Below are 19,169 nucleotides of genomic sequence, written 5' to 3'. Positions count from 1 at the left end.
CGGGCGGGTGAGTTCGCCCGTGGCCGTGTACCCGCTTACAGGGCGCCTCTCCGGGTGAGCTGGTTGAAGCAGAGCCAGCCCGGCAGGACCGGCAGCCAGAAGGTGAGGAGGCGGAAGAGGATGACGGAGGGGAGGCCGATCGAGAGCGGCACGCCGAAGGCGAGGAGCCCCACCGAGAGCGCCCCCTCCACCGCGCCGACACCGCCCGGGGTCGGGGCCGCCGAGCCCACCGCGTTCCCCGCGAGGAAGACGACGGCGACGCTCGCGAGGCTCACGTGCGTCGACGCGCCGCCGAGCGCGCGCACCGAGGCGTCCAGGCACATCACGAAGCAGGCGGTGAGCGCGAGCATCCCGCCGATCCCGGTGAGCAGCTTCGAGGGGCGCTGGAGCACGTCGAGCATGCGCGGCACGACACCGGCGAAGAGCGAGCGCACCCGCGTCACCACGAAGCGCCGCAGGAACGGTACGGCGGTGACGACCAGGACGAGCACGGCGGCGGTCAGCAGGCCCGCGATGACCGTGCGGGACGGCGAGAGCGAGGGCGTCTTCTCCGTCCCCGTCAGGTAGCCGAAGGCGAGGAGCAGCACGATGTGCGAGGCGAGCCCGAAGAGCTGCGAAGCGCCCACGCTCGCGACCGCGAGCCCGGGGCGCACGCCCGCGCGCTGGAGGAAGCGCGTGTTGAGCGCGAGGCCGCCGACGGCGGGCGGCGCGACGAGCTTCACGAAGGAGCCCGCGACCTGCGCCGAGATCGCGCGCGGCCACGGCACCCGCTCGGGCACGAAGCCGAGCAGGCTCATCGCGGCGGCGACGTAGCTGAGCGCGGAGAAGGCGGCGGCGGCGGCGACCCAGCCCCACCGCGCCTCGTGGAGGATCTTGTCGAAGTCGATCGTGCTGAGCTGGGCGAGCAGGAAGTACGCGGCGATCGCGCCCGCGATGAACGTGACGAGGGTGCGCGGGCGGATGCGCTCCAGGCGGGCGGGCTCCACGGGGGCCTGCGGGCGGATGCGCAGCACCTCGTGGCGGATCTGCGCGAGCAGGTCCTCCTCGCGGGCCTCCTCCATGGCCTCGTCGATGGCGCGCTTCTGCGCCTGCCGCTCGCCGCGGGCCGCCTTGCGCCCGCTCTCCTCGACCTCCCCGGCGTCGCTGCGGGCCTTCTTGCGGGCCTCGGCGGCGGCGAGCACCGCCTGCCGCTCCCGTTCGCCGCGCTCGCGGCTCAGGCGGCGCAGGGTCGCGCGCGTGGAGCGGGAGAGAGCGATGGGCTGGAGCAGCGGCAGCGCGTCGGCGATCTTGTCGGGGCCGAGCACGTCGACGGCGGCGGCGACCGCGCGCTCGGCGCCGACGCGCAGGCCGAGCGTGGTGAGGAGCTGGCTGACGTCCATCCGGAGCACGAGGTCGCCGGCCGCGATCTCCCCGCCGCGCAGGTCGGTGAGGATCACGGTCCCCTCGCGGTCCACGAGGATCGCGTCGCCCGTGAGCCTGCGGTGCGCGATGCGCCGCGACTGGAGCGCCCGCACCTGCCGCCACGTGTCGCGCATGAGCGCGTCGGTGATCGCGTCGTCCGGCAGCGCGTCGAGACTGCGGCCCCCGGTGTGCTCGTAGACGAGCATGACGGCGTCGGGGCCCAGCTCGGAGGTCGCGATGAGGCGTGGCGCGTTGGCCCCGGCCGCGATCGCCGCGTACGCGAGCAGCGCCTCCTGTTCGAGGGCCTGGCGCAGTGTCTGGAGGCTGCGGCCCGTCGTGACGGTACGGAGGGTCAGGCGGCGCCAGGCGCGGTAGTAGAAGCCGTGCGCCTGCTGCTCGCGGTCGACGACGGTCACGTCGAGCGGCGGGCCGTCCTCCAGCCGGACGAAGTACTGCCGCCCGCGCTCGGCCTCCTCGGCGTCCTCGGCGGCGCGCGCGGCCGAGACGGGGCGGAAGCCGACGTGGCGGAGCCCGGCGAGCAGGGTGCGCCCGGTGGGGCGCACGTTGGGCGAGCCGACCGCGTAGAGCGTCCCGTACGCGACGGACCAGCCGATGAGCACGGTCAGGACGATCGAGAACGGCGTCGTGTAGCCGACGACGAGCATCGCGAAGGCGTCGAGCAGCAGCACGACCCACAGCACGACGCGCCAGCGCGGTCTGCGCGACATCCCCACGGCGGTCATGTACGCGATGACGGGGGCGAGGTAGCCGTGCACGGGGTCGGTGAGGACGTGGACGTCGGCGGGGGACGGCTGGGTGAGCGCGTCCTTGATCGACTGCGGCGCCGAGTCGGCGACCCACAGGTCCGTCGCGAGCGTCACGCCGTGCGCGAGGACGGCGGCGAGCACGCCGTCCGCGATGCGCAGCCCGTCCCGCTTGACGAGCCGTTCGATCGCGAAGGCGACGGGCACGAGCAGCACGGCGATGCTGGAGGCGAGCCCGGCGAACTTGATCAGCAGATCGGGTGCCTCGCCCGTCCCCCGGTTGATGTCCTGTTCGAGCCCGGACGTCGTCCCGTGCGCGAAGGCGGCGACCCCGAGCACGACCGCGAGAGCGAGCACGCCGACGCACAGCCGCAGCAGGTCGTACGGGCGGTGCACGCGCGCGGGCAGCAGCGGCTCGTCCCCCTCGACCTGGTCGGCGTGCACGACCTCGGGTGCGGGGGCGGGGGAGGGGTGGGCGCCGGAGGCGGGGGGCGCGTGCTCCGGGGCGGAGGGCTTGCGGAGGTGCACGGGGCCGGTCCCGTCCGCGCCGTCGTGGGGCGTACGGGCCTCGTCGACCCCGTGCGGCGCGGGGGCCCCGTCCGCGCCGTCGTGCGGCGACGGGTCCTGCGGGGCCGGTTCCGGCGGTGGCGTTTCCCGCGGCGCCGGGTCCCGCGGGGCCCGTTCCTCGCGGGGAGACACGCCGGCAGAGCTGTCCGGCTCTTCGGATCGCACGCTCTGCCGCCTCGGGGTCTCGGAAGTCTCTTGCACTTGTCGGTTTCGTGGGGGCCGGTTCGGGATCACCTGTCACCGCCCGCACGATGGTGGCACGGCCTGACAGCACCCTGGGGCATCAGGGTGCAATTCGGGAGCGTACGCAGCCGGGTCCGCGCCCCGTCCCACCCTCCCGCAGCCCGCCGCCGGAGGGACCCCCCTCGCCGTCGTGTCGGGCCCGGCCGTCGCCGTCGTGCCGGGCCCGGACGCGGAACGGGACCCGGCTGTCGGACGCGTGCGGCAGGATGGGCGGGATGAGCGAGCAGCACGACCCCGGACCCCCGGCCCCTCCTTACGTCGACCGGGTGCTCGACGTCGCCGCGCGCATCCCGGCCGGACGGATCATGACATACGGGGACATCGCCGCCTGGCTGGAGGAGGAACGCCGGGAACACGAGGACCTCGGCCTCCCCGGCGAGCCCCCGCGCCGCGTCGGCCCGCGCCAGGTCGGCCGCGTCATGGCCCTCCACGGCGACGAGGCGCCCTGGTGGCGCGTCGTCCGCGCCGACGGCACCCTCCTCCCCGGCCACGAACTCCGCGCCCTCGCCCACTACCACGAGGAGGGCACCCCGCTCCGCCCCACCGCGAGCGAGGACCACGTCCCCCGCATCGACGTGCGCGAAGCCCGGTGGCACGGGGTGGAGGACTGAGAGCCGTGCGCAAGCGCACACCCGCTGACCCGCCCCACGACTTCGCCCCGCCCCCGCGGGAGACGTAGCGTCGAACCCCCGACGACCCCACCAGGACCGGCCAACCACAGTGAGCACCTCCTCCCGCACCTCCTCCCACGCCGCACGCCCCTGGGCCGGGCGGCGGAGCGCGGGCGGCTACCGGCTGGTGCGCACCCCGCGGACCCCGCCGGGCCCCGTCCCACTGGACGCGCACCAGCGGGCCGTGGTTGAGCACCGCACCGGACCTCTCCTCGTCCTCGCCGGACCCGGCACGGGCAAGACCGAGACGCTCGTCGAGTCCGTCGCCGCCCGCGTCGCGGCGGGCGCGGACCCCGAGCGCCTCCTCGTCCTCACCTTCAGCCGCAAGGCCGCCGTCTCGCTGCGCGACCGCATGGCCCTGCGCATCGGCCCCGCGTCCGCCCCGCGCGCCACGACCTTCCACTCCTACGGCTACGCGCTCGTCCGCGCCCACCAGGAGGCCGGGCCCGACGGCACCCCGGTCCGGCTGCTCTCCGGGCCCGAGCAGGACCTCGCCGTGCGCGAACTCCTGGAGGGCGAGACCGCCCTCGCCGCCCAGGGCCGGGGCCGGGTCCGCTGGCCCGGTCAGCTCCGCGCCTGCCTCACGACGCGCGGATTCGCCGACGAGGTACGCGCCGTGCTCGCCCGCAGCCGCGAACTCGGCCTCGACCCGGCCGCCCTGCACCGCTTCGCGAGCCGCACCGGCCGCCCCGACTGGCAGGCCGCCGCCGCGTTCCTCGCCGAGTACCTCGACGTGCTCGACCTCCAGGGCGTCATCGACTACGCCGAACTCGTCCACCGCGCCGACCTCCTCGCCCGCCGCCCCGACGTCGCGAAGGACCTCGCACAGGCGTACGACGCGGTCTACGTCGACGAGTACCAGGACACCGACCCCGCCCAGGTCCGCCTCCTCGAAGCCCTCGCCGGACAGGGCCGCACGCTCCTCGCCTTCGGCGACCCCGACCAGTCGATCTACGCCTTCCGGGGCGCCGACGTGAACGGCATCCTCGACTTCCCCGACGCCTTCCGCACGACCGGCGGTGCCCCCGCCCCCGTCGCCGTGCTCCCCACCGCGCGCCGCGCGGCCCGCCGCGTGCTCGACGCGACCCGCGCCCTGACCCTGCGCATCCCCCTCACCCGCCTCCCCGCCGCCGCCGTCCGCGCCCACCGCGACCAACTCCCCACCCGCGAGGGCGGCGGCGCCGAGGTCTACACGTGCCCGAGCCCCGGCGCCGAGACCGACCACGTCGCCGACCTCCTGCGCCGCGCCCACCTGGAGGACGACGTGCCGTGGGGCGACATGGCCGTCCTGCTCCGCGCGGGCAGCCGCCTCCCCGCCCTGCGCCGCTCCCTCACCGCCGCCGGGGTCCCCGTCGACACGGCGGGCGACGAACTCCCGCTGCGCCTCGAACCGGCGGTCCAGCCCCTCCTGACGGCCCTGCGGGTGACGGCGGAGGCGGAGGCACGGGGCGAGACGCCGCAGGCGGGGGAGACACCGCCGGTGGGGCAGACGCCCGCAGGGAAGGGGGAGAGCGAGCCCGTACGGGAGGGGGAGAGCGGGCCTGTACCGGGGGCGGATTCCGGCCCGGAGGCGGAGGGCGAGCCCGTACCGGTAGGGGAGATCCAGCCCGTTCCCGTACCGCAGCCGTCTCCGGAGCCCTCCTGGATCGCCACCGAGACAGCCGTCGACCTCCTCGCCTCCCCCCTGTGCGGCATGGACGCGGCCGATCTGCGGCGGCTCGGGCGGGCGCTGCGCGCCGAGGAGCGCGCGGGGGGCAACCCCGTACCTCCTCCCTCGGACGTCCTGCTCGCGCGCGCGCTCGCCGAGCCGGAGCGGCTCATCGCGCACGACGCCGCGTACGCGAAGGCGGCGCGCGAGCTGGGCCTCCTCCTCGCGCGCACGCGCTCCCTGCTCGCGAAGGGCGGGACGGCGGAGGAGGCACTGTGGGAGCTGTGGAACGGGACGCGCTGGCCCGCGCGCCTGGAGCGGGCCTCGCGGCGCGGCGGCGCGGCCGGACGCAACGCGGACCGCGACCTCGACGCGGTGTGCGCGCTCTTCGCGACGGCCGCGCGCGCCGAGGAACGCACGGGCGGGCGCGGCGCGCTCAACTTCCTCGCCGAGACCGAGGCGCAGGAAATAGCGGCCGACACCCTCTCGGGCCGTACGGTCCGCCCCGACGCCGTCCGCCTCATGACCGCGCACCGCGCGAAGGGCCTCCAGTGGCGGCTCGTCGTCGTCGCCGGGGTGCAGGAGGGCGTGTGGCCCGACCTGCGGCAGCGCGGTTCGCTCCTGGAGGCCGACCGCATCGGCAGCGACGGCCTCGCCGAGCCCCTCACGCCCGGCGCGCTGCTCGCGGAGGAGCGCAGGCTCTTCTACGTCGCGGCGACGCGCGCGGCGGACCGCCTCGTCGTCACCGCAGTGAAGGCCCCGGCCGAGGACGGCGACCAGCCCTCCCGCTTCCTCACCGAACTCGGCGTCGAACCGCGCCACCTCACCGTCCGCCCGCGCCGCCCGCTCGCCGTGCCCGCGCTCGTCGCCGAACTGCGCGCCACGACCGTCGACCCGCACGCCTCGCCCGCGCTGCGCGAGGCCGCCGCGCGCCGCCTCGCACGCCTCGCCGCGCTCACCGACGGCGACGGCAGGCCGCTCGTGCCGACCGCGCACCCGGGCACGTGGTGGGGCCTGGCCGACGAGACGGTGAACGAGGTCCCCGTGCGCGACCCGGCACAGCCGCTCGCGCTCTCGGCGAGCGCGCTCGGCCAGCTCGTGGACGTGTGCGCGCTCCAGTGGTTCCTGGGCCGGGAGGTACGGGCCGAGGCGCCCGCGAGCACGGCGCAGGGCTTCGGCAACGTCGTCCACGTCCTCGCCGACGAGGTCGCGACGGGGCGCAGCCCCGCCGACCTGGACGTCCTGATGGAACGCCTCGACACGGTGTGGGACGGGCTCGCCTTCGACGCGCCGTGGAAGTCGGCGCAGGAGAGGGAGAACGCCCGCGCGGCCCTGGAGCGCTTCCTGCGCTGGCACGTCCTGGACCGCACCGGCCGCACCCCGGTCGCGAGCGAGCACCCCTTCGACGTGACGCTCCCGGCGGGGGACCACGAGATCCGCATCAGGGGCACGATGGACCGCGTCGACGCCGACGCGGCGGGCCGCGCGTACGTCGTCGACTTCAAGACCGGCAAGAACGCCCCCACGGCGGACGAGGTCGACCACCACCCCCAGCTGGCGGTCTACCAGCGCGCGGTGGCCGAGGGCGCGGTGGGCCCCCTCACCCCGGGCGGGGCGGAACTGGTCCACCTGCGCCTCGAAGCCTCCAAGAAGGACCCCCTCTCCCCGAAGGTCCAGCCCCAGGAACCCCCCGAGGGCGACTGGCTCCCCGACCTCCTCACCGAAGCGGCGGCCCGCGTCCTCAACGAACGCTTCCGCCCCACCCCCGGCTCCCACTGCGACCACTGCGCGTTCCGCTCCTCGTGCAGCGCGAAGGCGGAGGGGGGCCAGGTGGTGGAGTGACCCACGCCCGCCCGAATTCAAGCCTCTCCGGCGCTTGAGGAGCGGGGCCCGGGGCGGAGCCCCGGAAACCCGGCGCAACGGCCGCATTCCCCCACTGTCACCCCCTCCCCGTACGCTTCGATCCGTGCTCACCCACCCCGCCCAGCTCAGCGATCTGCTCGGCATCCCCTTCACCCCCGAGCAACTCGCGTGCGTCACCGCGCCCCCCGCCCCGCACGTCATCGTGGCCGGTGCGGGCTCGGGCAAGACGACGGTGATGGCCGCCCGCGTCGTCTGGCTGGTCGGTACGGGCACGGTCGCCCCCGAGCAGGTCCTCGGTCTCACCTTCACCAACAAGGCCGCCGCCGAGCTGGCCGAACGCGTCCGCCGCTCCCTCGTACGGGCCGGGATCAGCGACCCCGGCGCCCCGCCCGCGCCCGGTGCCGAACCCCCCGGCGAGCCGCTCATCTCCACGTACCACTCCTTCGCGGGCCGCCTCCTCGACGACCACGGACTCCGCCTCGGCCTGGAGCCCGGCTCGCGGCTCCTCGCGGACGCGAGCCGCTTCCAGCTCGCCGCCCGCGTCCTGCGCGAGGCCCCCGGCCCGTACCCGGCGCTCACGCGCGGCTTCTCCGACCTCGTCAGCGACCTGCTCTCGCTCGACGGCGAACTCTCCGAGCACCTCGTGGACCCCGCCGCCCTGAGCCGCTACGACGAGGACCTCCTGCGCACCCTCGCCGAGGCCAGGCTCAGCAACGACCAGCTCCGCAAGGTCCCCGAGGCCGCCGCCGCCCGCCTCGCCCTCACCGAGCTGACCGGCCGCTACCGCGCCGCGAAACGCTCCCGCGACCTCATCGACTTCGGCGACCAGCTCGCCCTCTCCGCCCGCCTCGCCCGCGAGCACCCCGAGGTCGGCGAGGCGCTGCGCGCCCAGTACCGCGTCGTCCTCCTCGACGAGTACCAGGACACCTCCGTCGCCCAGCGCGTCCTGCTCTCCGCGCTCTTCGGCGGCGGCACGGGCCACCCCGTGACCGCCGTAGGCGACCCCTGCCAGGCGATCTACGGCTGGCGCGGCGCCTCCGTCGCCAACCTGGACGACTTCCCGCGCCACTTCCCGCACCCCGACGGCACCCCCGCCCGCCGCCAGTCCCTCAGCGAGAACCGCCGCTCCGGCGGCCGGCTCCTCGCCCTCGCCAACGACCTCGCCGCACCGCTCCGCGCCCTCCACGACGGCGTCGAGGCCCTGCACGCGCCCGCCGGGAAGGCGGCCGACGGCTTCGTGCGCTGCGCCCTGCTCCCCACGCACGCCGAGGAGATCGACTGGCTCGCGGACAGCATCGCCCACTACGTCCGCACCGGGACGAGCCCCGGCGAGATCGCCGTCCTGTGCCGCACGGCCGGGGACTTCGCCCGCATCCAGGCCGCGCTGGTCGCCCGCGAGATACCCGTCGAGGTCGTCGGCCTCTCCGGGCTCCTCCACCTCCCCGAGATCGCCGACCTGCGCGCGGTGTGCGAAGTCCTCCAGGACCCGGGCGCGAACTCCTCGCTCGTCCGGCTCCTCACCGGCCCCCGCTGGCGGATCGGCGCCCGCGACCTCGCCCTCCTCGGCCGCCGCGCCCGCCTCCTCGCCGGGGGCCGCTCCGGCGAGGACGACCCGGACCGCAGGCTCGCCGCCGCCGTCGAGGGCGTCGACCCCGCCGAGATCGTCTCGCTCGCCGACGCCGTCGACACCTTCGTCGAGGGCGGACCCGACGCCGCGGACGGACTGCCCTTCTCCGCCGGGGCCCGCGCCCGCCTCGCCCGCCTCGGGCGCGAGCTGCGCGAACTGCGCCGCGCCCTCGCCGACCCGCTCATGGACGTCCTGCACCGCGTCCTCGCCGTCACCGGGCTCGACGTCGAACTCTCCGCCTCGCCGAACGCCCTCGCCGCGCGCCGCCGCGAGACCCTCGGCCAGTTCCTCGACATCGCCGCCTCCTTCGCCGCGACCGAGCCCGCCGCCTCGCTCCTCGCCTTCCTCGGCTACCTGCGCACCGCCGAGCAGTACGAGAAGGGCCTCGACAACGCCCTCCCCGGCGGCGAGAACACCGTCAAGGTCCTCACCGCGCACAAGGCCAAGGGCCTGGAGTGGGACGTCGTCGCCGTGCCGGGACTCGTGGCGAAGCAGTTCCCGAGCGACCGGGGCCGCGAGAAGTTCACCGCGCGCGCGAGCGTCCTGCCGCACCCGCTGCGCGGTGACGCGGCGACCCTCCCCGACGTCCCCGAGTGGACCGCGAAGGGCCTGAAGGCGTTCCAGGACGGTATGCGCGTTCACCAGGCGACGGAGGAACTGCGCCTCGGCTACGTGACGTTCACGCGCCCCCGCTCGCTCCTCCTCGGCTCGGGCCACTGGTGGGGCCCCGAGCAGAAGCGCCCGCGCGGCCCCTCCGCCTTCCTCACCGCCCTCCACGACCACTGCGTACGCGGCCACGGCGAGATCGAGCGGTGGGCCGAGCCGCCCGGCCCCGAGGACGAGAACCCCGCCCTGCGACAGAGCGACCCCCTCCCGTGGCCCCTCCCGCTCGACCCCGGCGCCCACGCCCGCCGCCGCGAGGCCGCCGCCCGCGTCGAGCACCACCTCGGGCTGCTCCAGTCCCGGCGGGCGACGGCCACGACCGAGGAGCCGCCGGAGGACCCGTACGACCCGGAGTGGCCCCCGGAACCCGAGGACGAACCGGAACCGCGGCCGGAGCCGGGCGACGAGGCCCCCGACCCGTACGAGGAGGAGCCGGACCCGTACGAGGGCGGCCCGGACGCGTACGAGGGCGGCCCGGACCCGTACGGGAGCGACGCCCCGCCCCGTGTCCCCGCCCCCGCCGCCCACGGCGACGACCTCACCCCCGAGGAGTCGCGGCTCCTCGACTCCTGGGACCGGGACCTCGACGCGCTCGAAGGCGAGCTGCGCCGGGCCGCCGCCTCCGTGCGCGAGGTGCCGCTGCCCCCCTCGCTCACCGCGACGCAGGTCCTCCGCCTCGCCGAGGACCCCGACGGCCTCGCCCGCGACCTCGCGCGCCCGCTGCCCCAGGCCCCGAAACCGGCCGCGCGCCGGGGCGCCCGCTTCCACGCCTGGCTGGAACGCCGCCTCACCGCCGGGCACGAACAGCCGCACCTCCCGCTCGCCGACGAGGGCGACACCGAGGCCCGCGAGGACGCCGAGATAAGCGACGACCTCGACCTCGAAGAGCTGAAGGAGGCGTTCGAGCGCACCGCCTACGCGCACCGCCCCGCCCACCGCGTCGAGGTCCCCTTCCAGCTCAGCCTCGCGGGGCGCGTCGTGCGCGGCCGGATCGACGCCGTCTACGCGAGCGACGAGGACGGGCGGCGCCGCTACGAGATCGTCGACTGGAAGACCGGCCGCGACCGGACCCGCGCCGACCCCCTCCAGCTCGCCGTCTACCGCCTCGCCTGGGCCGAACGCCACGGCATCGACCCCGAGGAGATCGCGGCGACCTTCGTCTTCGTGCGCGCCGGCGAGGCCGTACGGCCGGGCAGGCTCCCCGGACGGGCGGAGCTGGAACGCCTCTTCGCCGCGGAGGACGCGACGAGTCCCGGGCCCGCTCCCGCGCCCCCGGGGCCCCGTGCCGCTCACCCGTCAGGCGGATAAGGTCGGGACCATGAGCACCACCCCCAGCGGGGCCGACGACGCGGTCGGCGCCGTCCGCGCCCACGTCACCGCGCACCGCGCCGCCTTCCTCGACGACCTCGCCGCCTGGCTGCGCATCCCCTCCGTGTCCGCCCAGCCCGAACACGCCGCCGACGTCCGCCGCAGCGCCGAGTGGCTCGCCGCCCAACTGCGCGCCACCGGCTTCCCGACCGTCGAGATCTGGGAGACCCCCGGCGCCCCCGCCGTCTTCGCCGACTGGCCCGCCGAGGAGCCGGACGCCCCCACCGTCCTCGTCTACGGGCACCACGACGTGCAGCCCGCCGCGCGCGCCGACGGCTGGCACTCCGAGCCCTTCGCCCCCGAGACCCGCGAAGGCCGCCTCTACGCGCGCGGCGCGGCCGACGACAAGGGCCAGGTCTTCTTCCACACCCTCGGCCTGCGCGCCCACCTCGCCGCGACCGGCCGCACGAGCCCCGCCGTGCACCTCAAGTTCCTCGTCGAGGGCGAGGAGGAATCCGGCTCCCCGCACTTCCGCGCCCTCATCGAGGAGCGCGCCGCCCGCCTCACCGCCGACACCGTCCTCGTCTCGGACACCGGCATGTGGAACGAGGACACCCCCACCGTCTGCACCGGGATGCGCGGCCTCGTCGACGGGGAACTCGTCCTGCACGGCCCCGGCCAGGACATCCACTCCGGCTCCTTCGGCGGCGCCGTCCCCAACCCGGCGACCGTCCTCGCCCGCATCGTCGCCGCGCTCCACGACGAGGACGGGCACGTCGCCGTCCCCGGCTTCTACGAGGGCGTGGCACCCCTCTCCGCGCGCGAACGCGCCCTCTTCGCCGAGCTGCCCTTCGACGAGGACGCCTGGCTGCGCACCGCCTTCTCGCACGCCACCGCCGGTGAATCCGGTCACACCACCCTCGAGCGGATCTGGGCCCGCCCGACCGCCGAGGTCAACGGCATCGGCGGCGGCTACCAGGGCGAGGGCAGCAAGACGATCATCCCGTCGTCGGCCTTCGCGAAGCTCACCTTCCGCCTCGTCGACCGGCAGGACCCCGCCGCCGTCGAGCAGGCGGTACGCGCCTTCGTCGAGGCCCGCGTCCCGGCCGGCATCCGCGCCGAACTCACCTTCGGCGGCGCCACCAGGCCCTGCCTCACGCCGCTCGGCCACCCCGCGCTCGCGGCCGTCGTCGCGGCCATGGAGACGGCCTTCGAACAGCCCGTGCGGCTCACCCGCGAGGGCGGCTCGGGACCCGCCGCCGACCTCGCCGACGTCACCGGGGCGCCCGTACTCTTCCTCGGCATCTCCGTCCCCTCGGACGGCTGGCACGCCCCCAACGAGAAGGTCGAACTCGGCCTCCTCCTCAAGGGCGCCGAGGCGACCGCGCACCTGTGGGCAGGACTCGCGTCCCGATCGCGCGAGGCACACTGAGAAGAACAGCAGCAGCGGCACCACCACCGACGACGCACCCTAGGGGGAGTGGGAAGCACCCGTGACCACCCGGAACGACCAGACCACTGAGCACGGCACCGAGCACGGCACCCCGAACGGCACCGGGCACGACCTCGCCGGGCGGCCCATCCCGCTCACCGCACCCCATGGCATCGACCGCGCCGCGCACCACCGTCTCGACGAGGCGTGGCTCGCCGCCGCCTGGAGCCACCCCCGTACCCGGGTCTTCGTCGTCTCCGGCGGGCAGGTCCTCATCGACGAGAATGAGGCGGGGGTGACCGAACTGGTGACGACCCCGAGCTTCGAGGCCCCGCTCACCGAGTCGCACCGCTACTTCCTCGGCACCGACGAGGACGGCGTGAGCTACTTCGCGCTCCAGAAGGACAGCCTCCCCGGCCCCATCGACCAGTCCGCGCGCGCCGCCGGACTGCGCGAGGCCGGGATGCTCCTGTCACCGCGCGAGGCCGGGCTCATGGTGCACGCCGTGGCGCTGGAGAACTGGCAGCGCATGCACCGCTTCTGCTCCCGCTGCGGCGAACGCACCTCGATCGCGGCGGCCGGGCATATCCGCCGCTGCCCGGCGTGCGGCGCCGAGCACTACCCGCGCACCGACCCGGCCGTCATCATGCTCGTCACCGACGAGGAGGACCGCGCGCTCCTCGGCCGCCAGGTCCACTGGCCCGAGGGCCGCTTCTCGACCCTCGCGGGCTTCGTGGAACCGGGCGAGACGATAGAGGCCGCCGTGCGCCGCGAGGTGCACGAGGAGGCGGGCATCCCGATCGGGCACGTCGAGTACGTGGCCAGCCAGCCCTGGCCCTTCCCCTCCAGCCTCATGCTCGGCTTCCTCGCACAGGCCACGTCGGCGGAGATCACCGTCGACGGCGAGGAGATCGAGGAGGCACGCTGGTTCTCGCGCGAGGAACTGCGCGAGGCCATGGAGGCGGGCAAGGTCCTGCCGCCCTACGGCGTCTCGATCGCGGCCCGGCTCATCGAGCTGTGGTACGGGAAGCCACTGCCGAAGCCGGTGTGAGAGGCGGTTTTCGGCCACGGGCGGGGGTGCGGGGGCGGGGTGCGCGGGAGCGGGGTGCCGGTACGGGCCCCCCGTGCGGGCCGCCGGTACGGACCCTCCAAGGCCGGTACGGACCCCTCCAAGCACGGGCCCCGGACAGGACGAAGGGCCCCGTCCGGATCTCTCCGGGCGGGGCCCTCCGTACGCGCTGGTGGCCTCGCTCAGCCCTGCAGGGCCAGCTTGACCTGGGCGAGCGAGGGGTTGGTCATGACCGCCTCGGTGCCCGTCTCGGCCTTCACCAGGACGGTCGGGACCACCTGGTTGCCGTCGTTGACCTTCTCGACGAACTCGGCCGAGGCCGGGTCCTGCTCGATGTTGATCTCCTCGTAAGCGATGCCCTCGCGGTCCAGCTGGCCCTTCAGCCGGCGGCAGTAACCGCACCAGGTCGTGCTGTACATCGTCACAGTGCCCGGCATGTTCCTCGTACTCCTTCGCCCCTCTGCGGACCCCGGGGGCCCGCCGCGACGCGTTCTCCGTACGTCGCGCACTTGCAGAACGTAAGGCACGCGCCGACCATTCCCGCACCCCGGCCGCCGATCATGTGGTCGTACGACCACGAGCGCCCCCTGTGGACAACCCCCGCCGCGCCCCACCGCCGACCTGAGAGCATGGCGGAGTGACAGCAGCACCGCAGGACTCCCTCTTCCCACCGGTACCGGAATCCGCCGACGCCGTGCTCCACGGACTCGACCCGGAGCAGCGCGAGGTGGCCCTCGCCCTCACCGGGCCCGTCTGCGTCCTCGCGGGCGCCGGTACGGGGAAGACGCGCGCCCTGACCCACCGCATCGCCTACGGCGTCCGCACCGGGCGCTACAAGCCGGGCACCGTGCTCGCCGTCACCTTCACCCAGCGCGCCGCCGGCGAGATGCGGGGCCGCCTGCGCGAACTCGGCGCGCACGGCGTCCAGGCCCGCACCTTCCACTCCGCCGCCCTGCGCCAGCTCCAGTTCTTCTGGCCGAAAGTCGTCCAGGCCGAGCCGCCCCGCCTCGTCGAGCGGAAGATCCAGCTCGTCGTCCAGGCCGCCGAGGCGTGCGGACTGCGCCTGGACCGCGCCGAGCTGCGCGAGGTCACCGGCGACATCGAGTGGGCCAAGGCCACCCAGACCGTCCCCGACGACTTCGCCGAGGCCGCCGCCGCCGCGGGCCGCACCACGAGCCGCGAGGCCCTGGAGACCGCCCGCGTCTACGCCCAGTACGAAGCGCTGAAACGCGCGAGCGGCCGCATCGACTTCGAGGACGTCCTGCTCCTCACCATCGCGATCCTCCAGGACCGCGAGGACATCGCCCAGCAGGTCCGCTCCCAGTACCGGCACTTCACCGTCGACGAGTACCAGGACGTCAGCCCGCTCCAGCAGCGCCTGCTCGACCTGTGGCTCGGCGAGCGCGACGACGTGTGCGTCGTCGGCGACGCGAGCCAGACCATCTACTCCTTCACCGGCGCGACCCCCGAGCACCTCCTCGGCTTCCCCGCCCGCCACCCCGGGGCCACCGTCGTCCGCCTCGTCCGCGACTACCGCTCCACGCCGCAGATCGTCCACCTCGCCAACAACCTCCTCTCGCACGCCACCGGCCCCGCCGCCCGCCAGCGCCTCGAACTCGTCGCCCAGCGCCCCCCGGGCCCCGTGCCCGAGTCCACCGAGTACGCCGACGAGGTCGCCGAGGCCGAGGACGTCGCCCACCGCATCCGCGCCCTCGTCGCCGAGGGCGTCCCCGCCGCGCACATCGCCGTCCTGTTCCGTACGAACGGCCAGAGCAACCTCTACGAGCAGGCGCTCGGCGACGCGGGCGTCCCCTACCGGCTGCGCGGCGCCGAGGCGTTCTTCGACCGGCCCGAGATCCGCTCCGCCCTCAGCGCGGTCCGCGCAGCGGCACACAGCGGCGCCAACGACACCGCACTCGACCTCGACGCCCCCCTGCCCGCACAACTGCGCCGCGTCCTCGTCTCGCACCGCCTGTGGACCGCACAGCCCCCCGCAGGGTCCGGCGCCGTCCGCGAGCGCTGGGAGTCCCTCGCCGCGCTCGTCCGCCTCGCCGAGGAACTCGCCCGCGCCCGCCCCGGCGCAGCCCTCACCGACCTCGCCGCCGAACTCGCCGACCGCCAGGCCAACCAGCACGCCCCGACCGTCGACGGCGTCACCCTCGCCTCCCTCCACGCCGCCAAGGGCCTCGAATGGGACGCCGTCTTCCTCGTCGGCCTCGCCGAGGGCATGCTCCCCATCACCTACGCGCAGACCGAGGAACAGGTCGAGGAGGAACGCCGGCTCTTCTACGTGGGCATCACCCGCGCCCGCAGCCGCCTCCACCTCTCCTGGTCCCTCTCCCGCACCCCGGGCGGCTGGGGAGGCCGCAAACCCAGCCGCTTCCTCGACGCCCTCCGCACCCCGGGCAGCGCCCGCCCGGCCTCCGACGCCCCCCGGCTCCGCACCGGCCGCGCCCCGGCCACGCACGGCGAACGGCACACGCCCGACCGGGGGGCGGGCGAACGCCCCGTGCCGCGCAGACGCGCCCCGGCCCGCTGCCGGGTCTGCGGCCGGACCCTCACCGAGGCCGGCGAGATGAAGCTCATGCGCTGCGAGACATGCCCCTCCGACATGGACGAGGGCGTCTACCAGCGGCTCCGCGACTGGCGCGGCGAGCGCGCCCAGGACCTCGGCCAGCCCGATTTCTGCCTCTTCACCGACAAGACCCTCGTCGCCATCGCCGAGGCCGTCCCGGAGACCGAGGCCGAGCTCTCCCGCATCCCCGGCGTCGGCGCGCGGAAGTTCCGCCGCTTCGGCTCCGAAGTCCTCGCGATCTGCGCAGGTCAGGAGTGCGCCCCCAGCGCAAAGGCGGACTGAGGCGAACTCGTCGAAAAAATAGTTTGCGCCCGGCCCGACAATCCCCATAGGTTCTTAGGCACGGGAACGGACAGGCTCTCCGAAGCCCCCGCCCCGTGCTGTGCCAAGCCCTTCGCGGGCAGGGCCTTCGCAGTACCTGAATATTTCCATCGGACCACCGAGCACCACCGGTCCCCCGAGACGCCGAGAGGAGGCGATTGCAGTGAGCAGCTTCAACACGATCACGAAACTGACCGCGTCGACGGTCGTCGCCTCCCGTTCCCTCAGCATCTCGGACCTGGGCACCGGACTGTCCGGTATTTCCGGTCTCTCGGCCTTCCCCTTCCCCGGCCTGTCCTTCGGGCGTCCCGAGGAGAAGAAGCACGACGAGCGACCGACCCAGGCACCGGCAGCAGTAGTGACGGAACAGGCGCACGCCTATCCGATCGCGGCAGCCGGTGCCGGAAACCCGATGACGCAGCACCACACGATGTGGGCCTTCCGTGGGCTCGAACCCTGGAGTGATCCCGTCTGACCACGTCAGACAGGCGCCTTCAGGGCCGCGGACCCCACTCGGGACCGCGGCCCTTTTGTTTTGCCCTCTTTCTCAAGAGAGGGCGGCACGGAAGGCGCCCGGGCAGCAGGAATCGGTACCCGACACCACCGGCCCACCAGGCCGGACCGACAGACGAGGAAGCAGAACCCGTGCAGACGACCGAGACGCACGTCCCGTCAGTACCGCCGTCACCCACCAGCCAGCCGCCCGGCCCTCCGGAGGACCACACCGTGACCCCCCTCACCCCGCTCACCGCCCTCGACGCCGCCATCGAGGGTCTCGACACCCCCGTTCCCTGCCGCGCCTACGACCCCGAGGTCTTCTTCGCCGAGTCCCCGGCCGACGTGGAGTACGCCAAGTCGCTCTGCCGCACCTGCCCGCTCGTCGAGGCGTGCCTCGCCGGTGCCAAGGAGCGTCGCGAGCCGTGGGGCGTCTGGGGTGGCGAGCTGTTCGTCCAGGGCGTCGTCGTCGCCCGCAAGCGGCCTCGTGGCCGCCCGCGCAAGAACCCGGTCGTCGCATGAACATCACCGGAACCATCGATCGCCCCACCACGCACAACCCGCAGAAGCAGGACCCGATGAACCCGACCCCCGCGCAGCCCGCAGGGCTCGCCCTCAGCGAAGCAGCCCGTACCGGCCACCTGGCCGGCACCGAGAACAGGACCCGAGAGATGCAACTCATCCCAGAAGCGCTGGCGCGCGCGCATATGGACGAGCGCTTGCGAGAGGCGGAGCACCAACGCCCCTCCGCCCGCCTGCGCAACGCCCGCCGCCTCCAGCGCCACGCCGAACGCGCGACCCTGCGCGCCCGCCGCGCCCTGGCGCTGGCGGTCATGCAGTAATCCGCGCAGTAATCCGCGCAGCGGTACCTCGCGAAACGGTGCTTCCCCGGGCGGTGGCTCGCGGGTCGGCGATTCGTGAGGCGGTAGTTCGCGGGACGGCCGTTCGCGAGGCGGTAGTTCGCGGGGCGGCGGAGGCCCGGACCGCCGCCCCGCCGCCAGCAGCGAACATCCCGCGGTGACGTACCGGCCCGGTCGCCCCTCCTGGAGGGAGCGGCCGGGCCGGCCGTGTCGGCGCCGCTTACGCGGGGCCCTCGTCCTCCGCCCAGAAGCCGGGCAGTTCGCCCTCCGGGCAGTCGGCGGCGAAGCCGGGCAGCCAGTTCTCCAGCTCCTCGCGCAGCCGCACCCGCGCCCCCAACTGGCACAGCACACCGATCGTGCTGAGCGTCACACGGTGGATCAGCAGGTAGGCGGGCGGCAGATTGAGCTTGCGGCCCAAGTGGTGCGCGGGGGAGCGGGGATCGGCGATCCGCGCGGCCTGCCCGCGCAACCACTCCCGCGTGAAGCCGAACTCGTCCACAGACGCCGGCTCGATCATCGGCCGCAGGAACTCCAGCACCGCCCGCTCGTCCAGCTCCACCTTCTCCCGAATGAAACCCTCGGCCCGCAGCGAGGCGTGCACTTCCTCCGCGTCGTCGCCGAGACCGAGCCGCAAGGACCGCCCGATGATCGGGGGAAGCCCGCCCGGCAGCCGATCGACCGTCCCGAAGTCGAGCACCGCCAGCCGCCAGCCCTCCTCACCCCCGCCCTCGTCACCGGGCAGCAGCCGGAAGTTCCCCGGGTGCGGGTCCGCGTGCAGCAGCCCGGTCCTGGCCGGTCCGCAGAAGAGAAAGTGCGCGAGCAACTGCCCCGCCCGGTCCCGCTGCTCCGGCGTCCCCGAGGCGATCACCTCGGCGAGCGGCACCCCCTCCACCCACTCCGACACCAGCACCTCGGGCCCCTGGTGCACGACCCCGGGCACGAACACGTCGGGATCGCCGGCGAACTCCTCCGCGTGCGCCTGCTGCGCCGCCGCCTCCAGCCCGTAGTCCAGCTCCTCCGCCACCCGCTCGCGCAACTCGGCGACGAGCGGCTTGATGTCGATGCCCGGCACGACGGGCCCGAGCACCCGCGCCACCCTCCCGAGCTGCGCGAGATCCCCGAGCAGCGCCCGCCCGGCCCCCGGGTACTGCACCTTCACCGCCACGGCACGCCCGTCGTGCCACACCGCCCGGTGCACCTGCCCGATCGACGCGGCGGCGGCCGGCTCCTCGTCGAAGGACCGGAAGAGCTTCCGCCAGTCCTCCCCGAGGCGCTCCGCGAGCAGCCCTCGCACCGTCGCCACCGGCATCGGGGGCGCCGCCTCCTGCAACCGGGTCAACGCCGCCCGGTAGGGCCCCGCCAACTCCTCGGGCAGCGCCGACTCGAAGACCGAGAGGGCCTGCCCGAACTTCATGGCCCCGCCCTTGAGTTCTCCCAGCACCTTGAACAACTGCTCAGCCGTCCGCTGCTGCACCTCCCGCCCCACCAGCTCGGCCGAGGCACCCCCGATCCTCCGCCCGAGCCCCCACGTCGCCCGTCCCGCGAACCCGAGCGGCAGCGTCGCCAGCTTCGCCGTCCGCGTCACCGCCTTCCGAGGAAGCTCCGACATACGCCCTCCCACTCCACCCCGCCCACGCCGCACCGCACGACGCCCACCCCCAT

General features: G+C 74.8%; 12 protein-coding genes. 9 read left to right on the top strand and 3 right to left on the bottom strand.

Features of this window, described 5'->3' with window-relative positions:
• Positions 1–35: 35 nt before the first annotated feature.
• Entirely contained in the window at positions 36–2,864 is a 2,829-nt protein-coding gene (locus tag STTU_RS09940) for a lysylphosphatidylglycerol synthase transmembrane domain-containing protein (protein WP_007822312.1), read from the bottom strand.
• Positions 2,865–3,190: 326 nt separating this feature from the next.
• On the opposite strand from STTU_RS09940, the gene STTU_RS09935 reads away from it, so the two are divergent.
• The 5 genes from STTU_RS09935 (at position 3,191) to nudC (ending at position 13,238) form a co-directional block, all read left to right on the top strand.
• Positions 3,191–3,586, top strand: a complete 396-nt coding sequence (locus STTU_RS09935) for an MGMT family protein (RefSeq protein ID WP_037933342.1) — start codon at positions 3,191–3,193, stop codon at positions 3,584–3,586.
• Positions 3,587–3,695: 109 nt separating this feature from the next.
• Positions 3,696–7,136: an ATP-dependent helicase gene (locus STTU_RS09930; RefSeq protein WP_007822308.1), complete on the top strand. Its 3,441-nt coding sequence runs from the start codon at positions 3,696–3,698 to the stop codon at positions 7,134–7,136.
• A gap of 124 nt (positions 7,137–7,260) precedes the next feature.
• The gene (locus STTU_RS09925) at positions 7,261–10,755 is read left to right on the top strand and encodes an ATP-dependent DNA helicase (protein ID WP_007822307.1); all 3,495 of its coding nucleotides are present in this window, start codon (positions 7,261–7,263) and stop codon (positions 10,753–10,755) included.
• A gap of 10 nt (positions 10,756–10,765) precedes the next feature.
• Positions 10,766–12,187: a dipeptidase gene (locus STTU_RS09920; protein WP_007822305.1), complete on the top strand. Its 1,422-nt coding sequence runs from the start codon at positions 10,766–10,768 to the stop codon at positions 12,185–12,187.
• 148 nt (positions 12,188–12,335) lie between these two features.
• Positions 12,336–13,238, top strand: a complete 903-nt coding sequence (gene nudC / locus STTU_RS09915) for an NAD(+) diphosphatase (protein ID WP_052862481.1) — start codon at positions 12,336–12,338, stop codon at positions 13,236–13,238.
• Between the two features lie 200 nt (positions 13,239–13,438).
• On the opposite strand, the gene STTU_RS09910 is transcribed toward nudC, so the two are convergent.
• Positions 13,439–13,693 (bottom strand): mycoredoxin, encoded by a 255-nt coding sequence (locus tag STTU_RS09910; RefSeq protein WP_008745734.1) that lies wholly within the window; start codon positions 13,691–13,693, stop codon positions 13,439–13,441.
• A gap of 200 nt (positions 13,694–13,893) precedes the next feature.
• On the opposite strand from STTU_RS09910, the gene STTU_RS09905 reads away from it, so the two are divergent.
• From STTU_RS09905 to STTU_RS09890, 4 genes are all read left to right on the top strand, one after another.
• Positions 13,894–16,113 carry an ATP-dependent DNA helicase UvrD2 gene (locus STTU_RS09905; protein WP_007822301.1) on the top strand — a complete coding sequence of 740 codons (2,220 nt, stop codon included), beginning with the start codon at positions 13,894–13,896 and terminating at the stop codon, positions 16,111–16,113.
• 202 nt (positions 16,114–16,315) lie between these two features.
• The gene (locus STTU_RS09900; protein ID WP_007822300.1) at positions 16,316–16,627 is read left to right on the top strand and encodes a hypothetical protein; all 312 of its coding nucleotides are present in this window, start codon (positions 16,316–16,318) and stop codon (positions 16,625–16,627) included.
• Between the two features lie 170 nt (positions 16,628–16,797).
• A complete protein-coding gene (locus STTU_RS09895) occupies positions 16,798–17,169 on the top strand; it encodes a WhiB family transcriptional regulator (RefSeq protein WP_007822298.1) in 372 nt (123 codons plus the stop codon).
• On the top strand, positions 17,166–17,489 hold the full coding sequence (locus STTU_RS09890) for a hypothetical protein (RefSeq protein ID WP_010272395.1): 324 nt from the start codon (positions 17,166–17,168) through the stop codon (positions 17,487–17,489). The genes STTU_RS09895 and STTU_RS09890 overlap by 4 nt, the downstream gene beginning before the upstream one ends.
• 238 nt (positions 17,490–17,727) lie before the next feature.
• Here STTU_RS09890 and STTU_RS09885 read toward each other — a convergent pair whose 3' ends face one another.
• Positions 17,728–19,116, bottom strand: a complete 1,389-nt coding sequence (locus STTU_RS09885) for an ABC1 kinase family protein (RefSeq protein WP_007822294.1) — start codon at positions 19,114–19,116, stop codon at positions 17,728–17,730.
• Positions 19,117–19,169 lie beyond the last annotated feature (53 nt).

Origin of the sequence: Streptomyces sp. Tu6071 (assembly GCF_000213055.1) — a bacterium.
GTDB classification, from domain to species: Bacteria; Actinomycetota; Actinomycetes; order Streptomycetales; family Streptomycetaceae; genus Streptomyces; species Streptomyces evansiae.
The sequence above is the reverse complement of the archived record's forward strand: the minus strand, read 5'-3'. Positions and strand labels throughout refer to the sequence as shown.